The 13395-nt window shown below is 74.5% G+C and carries 11 protein-coding genes; 5 read left to right on the top strand and 6 right to left on the bottom strand.

All coding sequences use genetic code 11. From position 1 onward, the window contains the following. The 3 genes from ACI78V_RS08375 to ACI78V_RS08365 all read left to right on the top strand — a co-directional run bounded on the left by ACI78V_RS08375 (window position 1) and on the right by ACI78V_RS08365 (window position 3741). Entirely contained in the window at window positions 1-1371 is a 1371-nt protein-coding gene (locus ACI78V_RS08375) for an O-antigen ligase family protein (RefSeq protein ID WP_456850381.1), read from the top strand. Window positions 1372-1453: 82 nt separating this feature from the next. Then, complete coding sequence (locus ACI78V_RS08370) at window positions 1454-2410, top strand: glycosyltransferase (protein WP_456850380.1); 957 nt, start codon at window positions 1454-1456, stop codon at window positions 2408-2410. Continuing rightward, window positions 2407-3741 (top strand): glycosyltransferase family 4 protein, encoded by a 1335-nt coding sequence (locus tag ACI78V_RS08365; RefSeq protein ID WP_456850379.1) that lies wholly within the window; start codon window positions 2407-2409, stop codon window positions 3739-3741. Before ACI78V_RS08370 ends, ACI78V_RS08365 begins: the two co-directional genes overlap by 4 nt. 7 nt (window positions 3742-3748) lie before the next feature. Here the strand turns inward: ACI78V_RS08365 and ACI78V_RS08360 are convergent, their stop codons facing one another. After that, a complete protein-coding gene (locus ACI78V_RS08360) occupies window positions 3749-4612 on the bottom strand; it encodes a hypothetical protein (RefSeq protein ID WP_456850378.1) in 864 nt (287 codons plus the stop codon). Window positions 4613-5161: 549 nt separating this feature from the next. Here ACI78V_RS08360 and ACI78V_RS08355 point away from each other — a divergent pair. After that, entirely contained in the window at window positions 5162-6133 is a 972-nt protein-coding gene (locus tag ACI78V_RS08355) for a glycosyltransferase family 2 protein (protein ID WP_456850377.1), read from the top strand. A 112-nt stretch (window positions 6134-6245) separates the two neighbouring features. Here the strand turns inward: ACI78V_RS08355 and ACI78V_RS08350 are convergent, their stop codons facing one another. The 5 genes from ACI78V_RS08350 to ACI78V_RS08330 form a co-directional block, all read right to left on the bottom strand. After that, window positions 6246-6884 carry a serine O-acetyltransferase gene (locus ACI78V_RS08350; RefSeq protein WP_456850376.1) on the bottom strand — a complete coding sequence of 213 codons (639 nt, stop codon included), beginning with the start codon at window positions 6882-6884 and terminating at the stop codon, window positions 6246-6248. Further along, the gene (locus ACI78V_RS08345; RefSeq protein ID WP_456850375.1) at window positions 6881-7939 is read right to left on the bottom strand and encodes a phosphotransferase family protein; all 1059 of its coding nucleotides are present in this window, start codon (window positions 7937-7939) and stop codon (window positions 6881-6883) included. The genes ACI78V_RS08350 and ACI78V_RS08345 overlap by 4 nt, the downstream gene beginning before the upstream one ends. Further along, window positions 7936-8571: a hypothetical protein gene (locus tag ACI78V_RS08340; RefSeq protein ID WP_456850374.1), complete on the bottom strand. Its 636-nt coding sequence runs from the start codon at window positions 8569-8571 to the stop codon at window positions 7936-7938. Before ACI78V_RS08340 ends, ACI78V_RS08345 begins: the two co-directional genes overlap by 4 nt. After that, window positions 8568-9929 (bottom strand): hypothetical protein, encoded by a 1362-nt coding sequence (locus ACI78V_RS08335; RefSeq protein WP_456850373.1) that lies wholly within the window; start codon window positions 9927-9929, stop codon window positions 8568-8570. Before ACI78V_RS08335 ends, ACI78V_RS08340 begins: the two co-directional genes overlap by 4 nt. A 103-nt stretch (window positions 9930-10032) precedes the next feature. Beyond that, window positions 10033-11547, bottom strand: coding sequence for an oligosaccharide flippase family protein (locus tag ACI78V_RS08330; protein ID WP_456850372.1), 1515 nt, complete (start codon window positions 11545-11547; stop codon window positions 10033-10035). A gap of 434 nt (window positions 11548-11981) precedes the next feature. On the opposite strand from ACI78V_RS08330, the gene ACI78V_RS08325 reads away from it, so the two are divergent. Beyond that, a partial coding sequence (locus tag ACI78V_RS08325; RefSeq protein ID WP_456850371.1) for a hypothetical protein occupies window positions 11982-13395 on the top strand: 1414 nt, incomplete at its 3' end.

Here is a 13395-nt window from a genome sequence, read left to right as displayed (position 1 = left end):
GTGACCGACAGCAATCGCCGGTGGGTCACCCGGCTGGTCGTCGCGAGCCTGGCCTGCAGCGTCCTGTCGGGCAACAGCGATCGGCTCGGCCTGGTCCTCCCCCTGGACCGCATCCTCCTCGCGGGGGCGCTGGCCCTGCTGCTCCTCACCGGGGGCGCCCGTGAGCTCGGTCGCCTCCGCTGGCGGCCGGTGCACACCGCCATGGTCGGCACCGTGCTGTGGGCGTCCTGGTCCGCCCTCACGCACGGGGCCCTGCAGACGGCGTACGGCTCCTACGCCCTCCTCGACCGCATCGTCGTCCCGTTCCTGCTGTTCGCCCTCGCGCCGGTCCTGTTCGCCCGCGAGGAGGACCGCCGTCTGCTCCTGCGGACCCTCGTGGTCCTCGGCCTCTACCTCGGGGCCACCGCGGTGCTCGAGATCGCCGGTCCCTCGTGGCTGGTCCTCCCGCGCTACGTCATGGACCCTGAGGCCGGCATCCTGTTCGGGCGGGCGAGAGGGCCGTTCGTCCAGCCGGAGGCCAACGGCCTGGTGCTGGCCGCCTGCATGTTCGCCTCGGCCCTGTACGTCTCCAGGGCGCGCGGGGCCTGGCGGGTCGCCTCCGCGGCGGCGGTGCTCCTCACCGCGACGGGTGTGGTGCTCACGCTCACGCGCTCGGTGTGGGTCGGCGCGGCGCTCGGCGTGCTCGTGCTCATGGTGGTGGTCCCGCCGCTGCGGCGCCGCCTCGTCGCGCTGGTCGCCGGCGCTGCAGCGGCAGGGGGCCTCCTCCTGCTGACGGTGCCCGGCCTGACCACCGTGCTCGTGGACAGGCTCACGACCGCGAGGTCCATCTTCGACCGGCAGAACACGAACGCCGCGGCCCTGCGGGCCGTGGGCGCACACCCGATCGACGGCATCGGCTGGACCCAGTTCCTGGGTCAGAGCACCGACTGGGTGCGGCAGGCCGACGACTACCCGATCACCAACGTCGACATCGAGGTCCACAACGTGCTGCTGTCGCGGGCGGCCGAGCTGGGGCTCGTCGGCGCCGCCCTGTGGGTCGCCTGCGTGCTGGCCGGACCGGTCCTGGCCGCGACCCGTCGGCCCGGCGACCCCGACCTGCAGGGCTGGCAGCCGGTGTTCATCGGTTACGCATGCGTCTGGGGCGTGTGCGCCATGCTGAGCCCGCTGCCGTACGTGCTGCCGAACAACCTGTTCTGGCTCCTCGCGGGCATGGTGCTCCGCGACCACCTGCTGCCGCACGCCCCGGCGGTGGATCGGCACGGTCCGGGCGCCGGACCCGCAGAGCGGGACGCCCCGGCCCACGACGACGCGGGTCCTCGTGCCTCGACGTCGACGCCCGGCGCCGGCCCGGTGCCTGCCCCTGGGACGTGACCCTCGTCCCGATCCGGCTCCGGCCGGACGGCGTGCGGGCGGCCCGCACGCACGCACAGTGATGGTTCTCAGGAAGGTCGACGTGCCACCAGAACGCGCACACCACCCGTCGAGCGGTCTCTGCTCGGTGATCATCCCGGCGCACGACGAAGCGGCCGTGATCGCCGAACGGCTGCGGGGGCTGACGGCGTCCCTGCCCGCCGGGAGCGTGGAGCTCATCGTCGTCGCCAACGGCTGCAGCGACGACACCGCGACGGTCGCCCGGGGCGTCCCGGGCACCCGGGTGGTCGAACTGCCCGAGGCGTCGAAGACGGCGGCCCTCGACGCGGGGGATCGTGCAGCCACCGTGTTCCCCCGGATCTACCTCGACGCGGACATCCGGATCTCCGGGTCCTCGCTGCTGCGCCTCGCCGAGGCCCTGGCCACCGACGTCCCGCTGGTGGGCGCTCCGCGCGCGGTGTTCGACCTGTCCGGCTGCTCGTGGCCGGTCCGGGCGTTCTTCGCGGTCTTCCAGCGGCTGCCCTACACCCGCCGTGGCCTGGTCGGGCTCGGCGTGTACGGCGTGTCCGAGCTCGGTCGCCAGCGCTTCGGGACCTTCCCCGACGTGGTGGCCGACGACCTCTACGTCCAGCGGCTGTTCGGTCCCGAGGAGCGGATCACGGTGGACGACGTCTTCGAGGTCGTGGCGCCGCGGACCACGCGGGCACTGCTCGCCGTGCGCACACGCGTGGCACGCGGGAACCGGGAACTGGCCGGCCGCGGCGCCGAGCTGGGTCTGGCGTCCGCTGCCACGACCGGCGGAACGGCACGCGCCCTCTGCGGTGAGGTGGTCCGCGATCCGGCTCTCCTGGTGCCGGCCCTGGTCTACGTGGCCGTGACGGCAGCCTCCCGCGTGCAGGCCCGACGAGCGCTCCCCGGTGCCGCCTGGGAGCGCGACGACTCCAGCCGGGTGCCCGCCGCTCCGGCCGGCCCCGGGCGGGCGCCGGGTCGGCCCACCGGGAGGGACGGCCACGGCCGCGTCGACGGGGTGCCGGCATGACCGACCCCGCCTCGCGCCGCGTGGCCTACCTGGTCAGCCGGTACCCGAGCCTGAGCCACGCCTTCATCGAGACCGAGATCCGCGCCCTGCGCGACCTCGGGGTGGAGGTGCACCCCTTCTCCGTGCGCCCGAGCACGCCGGGCGACCTGTTGTCCGACCGGGCGCGGGAGGAGGCAGCCGCCACGACCGTCCTGCTCCGGGGATCGCTGCGGACCTTCCTCCGGGCGTCGCTCGCGCTCGTGCTCCGCTCCCCGGGTGCGGTCCCGGCCGGCCTCCGGCTGGCGGCGCGCAGCGGTCCCGCGACGCCCCGCGGACGGCTCTGGCAGGCGTTCTACCTGTACGAGGCCGTGGTCCTCTGGTGGCGGATGTCCCGGACCGGGCTCCGGCACGTCCACGTGCACTTCGCCAACAACGGGGCCGACATCGCCCGGCTGGCCGTGGCCCTCGGTGCGGCGGTCGACGGCCCGGACGGCGGCTGGCGGTGGTCGCTGAGCATGCACGGCCCCACCGAGTTCGAGGACCGGACGACGTTCGACCTGGCCGACAAGGTCGCCTCCGCATCGGCCGTCGCCTGCATCAGCGACTTCTGCCGCAGTCAGGTGATGCGGCTCCTCCCGCCGTCCGAGTGGGGGAAGACCGGCATCGTCCGGATGGCTGTGGACACCACCCGGTTCCGGCCGCTCGAGACCACCTCGGCCCGGCCGGAGGACGGTGGGGACGGTGACCTCCGGATCCTCACGGTGGGCCGGTTGGTCCCCGAGAAGGGTGCGCCGGTCCTCGTCGAGGCCGTCGCCCGGCTGAGGGCCGCGGGGATCCGGGCGCGGCTCACCGTGGTCGGCGCCGGCCCGCTCGCCGCGCAGCTGGCCGAGCAGGTGCGGGCGGACGGGCTGACCGACGCCGTCGACCTCGTCGGTCCGGTGGGACAGCAGCACCTGCCCGACCTGTACCGGGCGGCCGACGTCTTCTGCCTGCCCAGCTTCGCCGAGGGGCTGCCCGTGGTGCTGATGGAGGCGATGGCCTCCGGCCGCCCCGTGGTGACCACCGCGATCGCGGGGATCCCGGAGCTGGTCGTGCACGGCCGTACCGGGCTGGTGGTCCCGCCCGGCCGTGCCGACCTCATCGCCGAGGCGCTGGCCGAGCTGGCCGCCGATCCCGCCCTCCGCCGGCGGCTGGGAGAGGCCGGACGTGCCGCGGTCCTCGAGGCCCATCGCCCGGACGACAACGCACGGCTGCTCACCCGCCTGTGGGAGGGCTCGACCGACGGAGGGCGCACCGACGGCCTCCCGGCCCGGCGGAGCACCGAGGCGTTCGAGGAGGCGCAGGCGCGGTGAGGCGGGTTCAGCTGCAGCGCGGATCGGCCTCCGACGGGCGTCCGTAGTCCTGCGGCAGTGCCTGCAGGCGGTCCCACGGGAAGTCCTCCATCACCGCGTAGTCGGGGACGCCGTCCAGGACGGTCTCCCAGGGGTCGACGCCGGTGGCCGCCTGCTCCGCCGCGCCGCCCTCGGCCGTCACGGCGACGGCGCCGCCCTTGTCGGTCACGATGAACCCGTACCGCTGCGCGGCCCGGGCGATCATCTCGGCGACGGGCGTGAGCCGCAGCTCGTCGACGTCCAGGGACGGGTCCAGGCGCAGCCGGGTCCCCTCGGGGACCGCGTGCGGATGGGGGTCCCAGCCGTCGCTGCGCTGGGCCGGCCAGCTGAACCGCTCGTGGATCGCCGGGTTGGTCACCACGAGCGCCAGTGCGTGGTCGATCTCGCCGGAACGCACGTCCGCGAGCGACACGGTGCCGCCGGTGGTGGAGAGCCCGGATGCGGAGGCCCCGTAGCCCTCCGGGAAGTACCCGGGGCTGCGGGAGACCGAGTCGATGCGACCGCCCCAGCAGGCGCTCCACCGGCCGTCCGGTGACTGACCGATCCGCCAGAACTCCCAGAGCTGGTCGGATCCGGGGGAGTAGATCGACATCGTGCTGTCGGTCCCGGCGGCGGGCACGGCCCCGGTGGGGATCGGGACGGCCGTGAACTGCCCGCCGGGACCCGTCAGGCCGCTGGGCAGGTAGCCCTTGTCCTGGCAGTCGTCGAACGCCACGTCGACGGTCGCCGTCCCCGGCGGCGCGACGTAGACGTTGTTGTTGTACCGCCGGACGTTGAAGGCGGCGATCCCGCCGTACACGTCCTCGACGGTGTCGGCCAGGTACCCCACCACGGCCCTGGAGTCCTCGGCGACCGGGGCCGACCCGATGTCGGTGCGCCAGACGCTCGCCGGCCCGAAGGGGTAGCCGGCCGGCGGTCCGTCCTCCGCGGACCCACCGGACGACGCGCTGCCCGTCGCGGGGGAGGTGCTGGCGCACGATGCCGACGACGACGCCTGACAGCCCACGATCACGGGGACGACGGCGGCGGCGATCGCACTCGACCACCGTCTGCGCCGTTTTCCGCCTCGACGGTGCGCATTCTCTTTCCTGGTCACGATGTGCCCCCCCGGTTCGTGGCCATTCGATCGGCCACCGTGGAGATTAGTCGAGCCCGTGGAGGCCCGTGCCGCAGTTCGGGACGATGCGCCCGGTCGACTGCCGTCCGTTGCCCTTACGGGTGATCTGACGGCCGGCACGGCTTCCGGTCGGAAATGCTCGGATAGATTGGCGGTCGTGCTGCGCCGAATCGACACCGCCGCTGCGGCGGCCATTTCGTGACCGCCGTCGCGGACAGCGCCGGGACCGGTGGGGGACTCGCGACCCCGGAGGACGACCCGGCAGTGACAGCGGCGGTGCGGGCACCGCTGGTGTCCGTCGTGATGATCTTCCTGGACCCGGGTCCCTACCTGGACGAGGCGGTGCGCAGCGTCCTGGGGCAGACCATGGCCGACCTCGAGCTCGTCCTGGTCGACGACGGCTCCTCCGACGGCAGCCATGCAGCGGCGCAGGCGTGGGCGGCGCGGGACCCCCGGGTGGTGCTCCTGACCCATCCGGGCCGGGCCAACCGCGGCACAGGAGCCTCGCGCACCCTGGGTGTGGACCGCGCCCGCGGCCGGTGGACCACCTTCCTCGACGGGGACGACGTGTGGCTGCCGGACCACCTCGAGCGCCAGCTGGAGACCGCGCAGCGCCACCCCGACGCGGCGATCGTCGTGTCCCCCACCACCATCTGGGTCAGCTGGCGCGGCGAGAGCGGTGCCGAGGACCACGTGCGGGAGCTGCCGTACCCCGTCGACGCGGTGCTGCCGGCCGGCGCGCTGCTGGACTCGGCGACGTTCGCCGGGGCGCCCATCCCCACCTGCGGGCTGATGTTCCGGCGGTCCCTCGTCCCGCCGGACGGCTTGTGCGACCCGCACTTCCGCGGCCTGTTCGAGGACCAGACCATCGTCGCTCGGCTGACGGTGCAGGCTCCGGCGGTCGTGGCCGCCGGCTCGACCAGCCGGTACCGGCAGCACCTGGGCTCGGTGGTGCACCGCTCGCCGGGACGGGGGAGTCGCGACCCGGCGACGCTGCGGTACCTCCAGTGGATCGAGGCGTTCCTGGTGGCCCACGGTGAGCTCTCGCCGGAGCGGCGGGCCGTCCTCACCGAGGCGCGGTCGGTCTTCGAGCCCCGGTGGCGGTTCTGGATCTGGTACTGCACGCGCTGGCTCGGCCTCCGCCTGCTGCCCCACCGGGTCCGCACCTGGCTGCGGCGCGGCCGCGTCGGGGCGTCCGGCGTGATGGTCGGGCACGGGGGACCGCGCCCGACCTGACGTCCCCTCGGTCGCGGACCGGGTGCTCGTCGCGGCCGCGGCGCGGGCTCCTCGCGACCGGCGGTCACGGCGGCCGCGGCCCGTCGGCTCGCGGCCGCCGTGACGGCCCGCGTCAGCGGGCCTGCGGTCGCGCGTCCCCCGCGCGGACGGTCGCCGGCACGCCGACCGCGGTGGCCCCCGCCGGGACGTCCCGGACGACGACGGCGTTGGCCCCGATCCGGGCACCGGCACCGATGTCCAGGGGGCCGAGGATCTTGGCGCCGGCGCCGATGTAGGCACCGTCGCCGATGACGGCCGCGGGCCGGTCGTCCCGCACACCGACGGTCACCTGGTGGTACATGGTCACCCCGGACCCGATGCGGACCGTGGGGTGCAGGATGATCCCCCGCCCTGCGTGCGGCAGGCGCATGCCGGGGCCCGCGGTCACCTGGAAGGGCAGCTCCGCACCGATGTAGCCCCGGGTCCAGAGGCGGTCGGCCATCCGGAACACCCGGCGCAGCAGGAAGGGGACGACACCGGGTCGGCGGTAGAGCAGTTGCCCCGCGCGCCAGATGGCGAGCGTCGTCCGCGCGTCGGTGAGCGGGTTGCAGGTGAGGTCCTGCCGCCAGGTACGCCACCAGGTCGCCAGCACCGAGGAGTCGTGGCACGGGAGGGCGGCGCGCTCGCCCGTCGCGACGGAGTCCACGTCGGCGTCGCCGGACGGCGAGCCCGCGGCGGCCGCCGGTGGGGAGGTCTCGGGCTCGGCGGTCATCGTGCGTCCTCTCTCGTGAACAGATCGCCGTCCTCGGCTCGCCGGAGGGCGTGCCGCCACAGGACGACGTCGCGGTCCTGGACCACGGCCTCCCTCACGGCAGCCGCCGACGACCCGTCGTCCTGCCGGTCGGTGCCGAGCCGGGAGACCAGGGTCGCGGCCGCCCGTGCCCAGCACGCCACGACCAGCAGGCCGCCGAGGCGGGGGCTGATGCCGCGCTCCTCCAGGTGGTCCCGCAACGTCGGTCCGGCCCACGCTCCGGGACCGACGAAGGCGCGGTCGAACGCGGTCAGCAGCGTCGTCCGCGGGTCGAACCCGTGCAGGCACTGGCTGACGTACTGCAGGTAGAACGTCAGGTCGTGCCCGGGGAGGCCGTCCTCGGTCGCGCGCTCCCAGTCGATGACCAGCAGCGTGCTGCCGTCCTCGGCGAGGAACAGGTTGGGCCAGCCGAGGTCGCCGTGCTCGAACACCGCCGGCAGCGGGACCTCGCGCAGCGGGTCGAGCACGGCATGGGTCCGCGTGACCAGCGCCGTGATCTCGCTGTCGGCACCGGCCAGGCGACCCAGCGCCTCGAGCGGAGCGGTGAGCGCGCCCTCGTACCAGTTCCCGTTGTCCTGCGGCGGGCGGACGACGGGCATCCGCGACACGAAGTCCGCCCCCGCCCGCACGGCGCGGGGCACGTCGCGCGCCACCTCGGCGAGCCCGAGCGGGGTGCCCTGCACCGCCGTCTCGACGAGCATCGTGCGGCCGTGGACGTCGGGGGTCCCCAGGACGACGGGGACACCGGTGACCGCGGAACCGCCGAGGGTCTCCAGCCGGCGGAGGACGTGCGCCTCGGTCCGTACACCCGCGTCGTCGCCCGGACGACGGGGGATCTTGGCGACCACCCGTGGCCGGCGGTCGCCGGGGGCGAAGACGAGGGCGACGACGTGGCGGGAGGTCGGGAACCGGGGGGTGAGCAGCGTGGTCTGCAGCCGGTGGTCGAGGCCGAGCGTGGCGAGGCGCAGGTCCTCGGCGTGCTCGACGAGGGCCGTGCGGACGAGGTTCCCGCTCATGCCGAGCGCCTGCGGCCGACGACGCTGCCCTCGGGGACCAGCAGGGGCAGCAGCCCCGCGCCCAGCAGCACCGTCGCCAGCCCACTGCGCAGGTCGCCCAGCCGACCGCGGTCGTGGTCGTCGAGCGCGTGTCGCACGGCCGTCCGATCCTGCAGCGAGACGATCCGGGACGTGGTGGCGAGGTCGGGGGCGTGCCAGTGGGCGGCCACGTCGTCCAGACCCAGCCGTTCGAGGGCGCGGTGCCATCCCGCGAGCGACCGGGGTCCGCGACCCCGCAGGTCGCGGCGGACCTCCGCGTACAGCCAGCCGCCGGGACGCAGGGCCGCCGCGGCCCGCCCGAGCTCGGGCACGGTCGGCCGGACGAGCACCACGACGTCACAGTTGCCCGGGAGTGCACTCCACCCGGCCACGGAGGTCACCTCGTGCACCTCGCCCGCCAGCAGCGGCAGCGCGTCCCGGAGCCCGTCGTCGACGCGACCGCCGACGGCCAGCCTGCCGACGTCCGGGACGGGCAGGAGGAACCGCCAGTCGAGTCGCCGCCACCGGTGCAGGAGCAGGGCGGGCGGCGGGGAGAGGGATCCTCCACCCGCCGCAGCCGGCTCCGCCGGGTACGGGGAGGTCGAGGTGCTCATCGGCCGACCCGCGGCAGGGACCACCGGCTGTTCCTCCCGGCCGGGACCGGGCGGGGACGACCCGCCACGATCGTGCGCCAGACGGCCGCCAGGGCCGCGCGGGTCACCCGGTCGACCGGCTCGGTCGCGTCGAGCACGACCCCGTTCGGCACGTCGGAGACGAGCGCGAGGTACCCCTGACGTCGTTCCTCGAGCACGCCGGGGGAGTGCTCCCGCTTGCGCGCGAACATCAGCTCTCCCGGTGCGTCGAGGAGCATGACCAGCTGCGGCTCCGGGGCCAGGTGCAGCGACAGCAGGCGGTTGAGCCGACCACCTCGGCTGGTGTCCACGACGCCGGGCAGGAGGACGTCCTGGGCGAACCGGTCGAGCAGCACCAGTCGCCCACGTGCCCGGTGGTAGCGCGCGGCGAGCGAGCTCCGCACGATCCGCCCGGTGCGCTGGAGGACCCGTCCGCCGGGCAGCCGCGAGAGCCGGTGGTCCCACGGGCCCTCGCGCCAGATGCCCATGTGCACGGCCCGGCTGGGAAGGGGGTAGCGGGCCCGGAGCGCCTCGGCGACCGTGGTCTTGCCGGCACCGTCCGGGCCGACCAGCGCGGCCACCAGCCCGCCGGTGGGCCTGCCGAACGGCACCTCGAGGCGCCGCAGCAGCCGGTTCCTCCCCCCGACCAGTCGTGCGCCCACCTTCCGCCGGCCGACCCATCGGCGGGTGAGCTCGCGAGCCAGCTCCTCGGCTCGACCCGGGTGCTCGTCGAGGACGGCGTCCCTGACCCGTCGGGCCGAGCCCGCTGCGATCTCGCGGTCGAGGAAGTCCGCGACGGGGCTGGACCCGGCGACCTGCGCCGCGGCCCGGGCCGCCTGCCGACGTCCGGCGGGCACGGTCCCCTTGTCCAGGAGCAGGTGGAGCAGCAGCAGCCAGGCCTCGTCCTCCGGCGCGGGCCGCGACAGCGCGCCGTCCTGCCGGCGACGCCCGAGGCAGGCAGCGGCCAGGGGCGAGCGCAGGGACTGGTGACGCCCGAACTCGATCTCGGACACCACGTCGAGCGTGACCCACAGGTCGTCGTCCGCGTCGTACGCGAAGTAGAACCGGTGGCTGCCGTGCCCCCGGGAGCCGAGGCGGTGCAGCCCCGCCGCGGCGAGGGCGACGTCCACCCGGGGCAGTGCGTCCCGGTCGACGAGCAGGTCGACGTCACCGGAGGGCGCGGCGAGGTCGTCCGCTCCCCGCAGCAGCACCCACGGGACGGCGGCCTCGGTGAGCCCGCGGAAGGCCGCGGCGACGATCGGGTGCACGGGCGGGGCGTCCACGGGGGCGGTCCGCGGGAGCGAGCCGTCGGGGATGGCTTCCAGCATCGGGTCCTTCATCTCTCGTCTCGGTGGGGGCTGTCCCACCTGCGTGGGGGATCGGGCGGCAGTGCGGGGCCCGGCTCGACCGGCCGGGCGACCCGCCGCGGGGAGGGCCCGCCGCTCACGTCGTCCCCCCGGACCGACGGCGTGCCACCTGCAGGAGCTCGCGCACGAACCGACGCTCGAGGAGGAACACCACGAGCGAGGCCGCGGCGGCTCCCGCGACGATCACGACGGCGAGGGCCGACGGCGCGGGCAGCGGCAGCCGGGCCAGCGGCAGCCCGACGGCGGCGATGGCCGCGCCGGCCAGCAGGGCGGGGGCCACGGCCCGGCCGAGTTGTCGCCAGCGCAGCGAGAGCACGCGTGCGGCCCGGCCCTGCATGAGCACGGCCATGGCCAGGGAGGTCACCACCTGCGCCCAGGCGACGCCCACGACCCCCCAGTGCAGAGCTCCGACGACGAGCGCGGGGACGAGCACGGCCAGCCGGACCACGGACAGGGAGAGGGCGAGGCCGGGGCGCCCCAGGGCCTTGTAGACCTCGTTGGCACCCACCCCGATCGACCGGCACGCGGCGTACAGCGCGAGCGGGACCAGCGATGCGACGGCCGGCTCCCAGCGAGGGCCGAACACCACCGGCACGACCAGGGAGGCGACGACCGCCAGGCCGACACCGGCGCAGATCCCGTACAGCGAGTGGAGACGCACGCTGAAGAGGTAGGCGCTGCGCATCCGGGCCAGGTCACCCTGCAGCCGGCTGAACATCGGGAACGCCACGGCCGAGAGGACGAAGAAGACGTTGATGACGAGGAGCTCGGGGATGCGGAAGGCCAACGTGTAGTAGCCCAGGGCCGTGGCGCCGAGGATCGAGCCGATGACCAGGTAGTCGACGTTGAAGATGAGCCTGGAGAGCAGGTTGCTCCCGGCGACCGGTAGGCCGTAGCCGAGGACCCGTCCGAGGTCCCGGCGGGTCGCGCGCCAGATCGCCAGGTCCGGCCGCTGCGGGAGCAGGAGCCAGTTCGCGACCGCGTAGACCAGGCTCCCGGCGACCGTTCCCCAGGCCAGCGCCCAGGCGCCCAGACCGGCCGTCGCCAGGGCGATCGACACCGCTCCGGTCACCACGACCCGGGCGACGGTGGAGACCGTGAGGCGGCGGAACCGCAGATCCCGACGCAGGAGCGACTCCGGGAGGGCGCCCAGCGACGCGGCCAGGAGGGACAGCGCCAGCAGGCGCGCCAGCGGGGTGACGTCGGGACGGTCGAAGAAGGACGCGATGGCCGGCGCGGCGGCCATCGCCGCGAGCACGAGGCCCACGCCGGCGACGACCGAGCTGAGCAGCGCGGCTCGCAGGTTCTCGCGCGTGCGTGGCAGGTAGACCAGGGCCTGCGCCACGCCCGCGTCGGCGAAGGCCTCGGCGTAGGTGATGAGGACCAGGGAGAGCGCGACGAGGCCGAACTCCTCCGGTGCGAGGAGGCGCGCCAGGACGACCGTCGTCCCGAGGACGACCAGCTTGCCGACGACCTGCGCCAGCCCCTGCCACAGGACCCCCGAGGCCCCGGCGCGCAGGAGGGCGCTGCGCTCGTCGGCGACCTGGGTCCTCTCCGCGGACGCCGGCTCCTCCTGCGTGGAACGGGTCATCAGACGGAGCCGTTCGAGCCCCGGAACGGGCCTGCCGATGGGGGACTCATGCGCCGGACCCTACTGAGGGAAAGTCCGTCGCCGCGTGGCCGGAATGGCACGGTCACCCTTAGGGAGCAGGTGGTCAGGCGATCGGGGCGCGTTCCCGCAAATGGTCGCTGGCAACATTGTGACGGCGGTCACCCCGGCTCCTGGCCTGCTCCCGGACAATGGCCCGACGGTGATTTCCCGGCACACCTGCGTGTGCATTCCGTGCGCAATCCCGCGGCGTTTCCCCGGGAGTTCACCTGTTCGGGCGACCGCGCGCCGCGATTCCCTTGGCTAGCGTCACCGGCAGTGATCAGCCGCGGGTCTCCTCGGGCGTCTCCCGGCGCCGGACGGCGCCTGCATCAACGGGGAGATGGCACGTGCTCTGTGGCATGCGGAAGGCCGTGGTGACCGCTCTGGTCGCGTTCACGGTCGCGATCGGACTGGTGACGGTCGCAGGACCGGCCTCGGCGGCCGTGGGGGACTTCGGTCACCCGGGGCCGTCGTACGTGGGCGTCGCCAACGCGCCGACGTCGGACAAACCACAGAGCAAGCTGTGGTACGCGCACGGCTCCTGGTGGGCCGACATGTTCCACGCGGCGTCCCGGACCTGGCACATCCACCGGCTGGACCGCTCGACGCAGCAGTGGGTCGACACCGGGGTGCTGATCGACGACCGGGTCGACACCCTCGCCGACGTGCTGTGGGACGGCGCCCACCTGTACGTCGCCTCGCACGTGGTCACGGTCTCCAGTGACGGGACCGCGCGGCCGTCGGTGGCCGGCAGCCCGGCGCGGTTGTACCGCTTCAGCTACTCGGCGGCGGCGAACTCCTACACCCGCGACGCCGGCTTCCCGGTCGCCATCAACGACAACTCCAGTGAGTCACTGACGATCGACAAGGACTCCACCGGCACCCTGTGGGCGACCTGGACGCAGGTCAGCGGGAACGCGACGTCCGGCTACACCAGCGCCGTGTACGCCAACTCCACCATCGGCGGCGACGCGACCTGGGGGACCCCGTTCGTCGTGCCGGGGGCCGCATCTGCGGTCGCTCCCGACGACATCTCCTCGGTGGTGGCCTTCGGCAGGAACCGGATCGGCATCCTGTGGAGCAACCAGCTCGACGGGGGGGTCTACTGGGCCGTCCACGACGACGGGGCCGCGCGGGACTCCTGGCGGGTGGTCCCGGCCGTGCGCGGCAACCGGCAGGCCGACGACCACGTCAACATCAAGGCCGTCCAGGCCGACACCTCCGGGCGGGTGTTCGCGGTGGCGAAGACGAGCCTGGACGGAGCGTCCCCCACCGTGTCGACGGATCCGCAGATCCAGCTGCTCAGCTTCAAGCCGGGCACCGGCTCCTGGACCACGACCACGGTCGGCACCCTGGCCGACTGCCACACCCGGCCGCAGCTGGTGCTCGACGAGGCGAACCAGACGGTGCACGTCTTCGCGACCGCTCCCAGCAGCGGTGGCTGCCCCTTCCCCGGCGCGGCCGGCACGATCTACGACAAGACCTCGCCGATGGACAACCCGTCGTTCGAGCCCGGCCGCGGCACCCCGGTGATCCGTGACGTCGCCTCCGCGAACATGAACGACGTCACGACGACCAAGCAGAGCGTCACCCCCCAGAGCGGCATCGTGGTCCTGGCCAGCAACCAGTCGACCCGCCGCTACTGGCACGCCGACCTCGCGGCGCCGGCTCCGGGTCCGGGTCCGGTGGTGCCGGTGGCGTCGTTCACGGCGTCGCCGTCGAGTGGGCAGGCGCCGGTGGCGGTGCGGTTCACCGACACCTCCAGCGGTGCGCCGACGTCGTGGGCGT

The organism is Geodermatophilus sp. SYSU D00742 (assembly GCF_054049935.1).
This window is presented reverse-complemented; position numbering and strand designations above follow the sequence as displayed.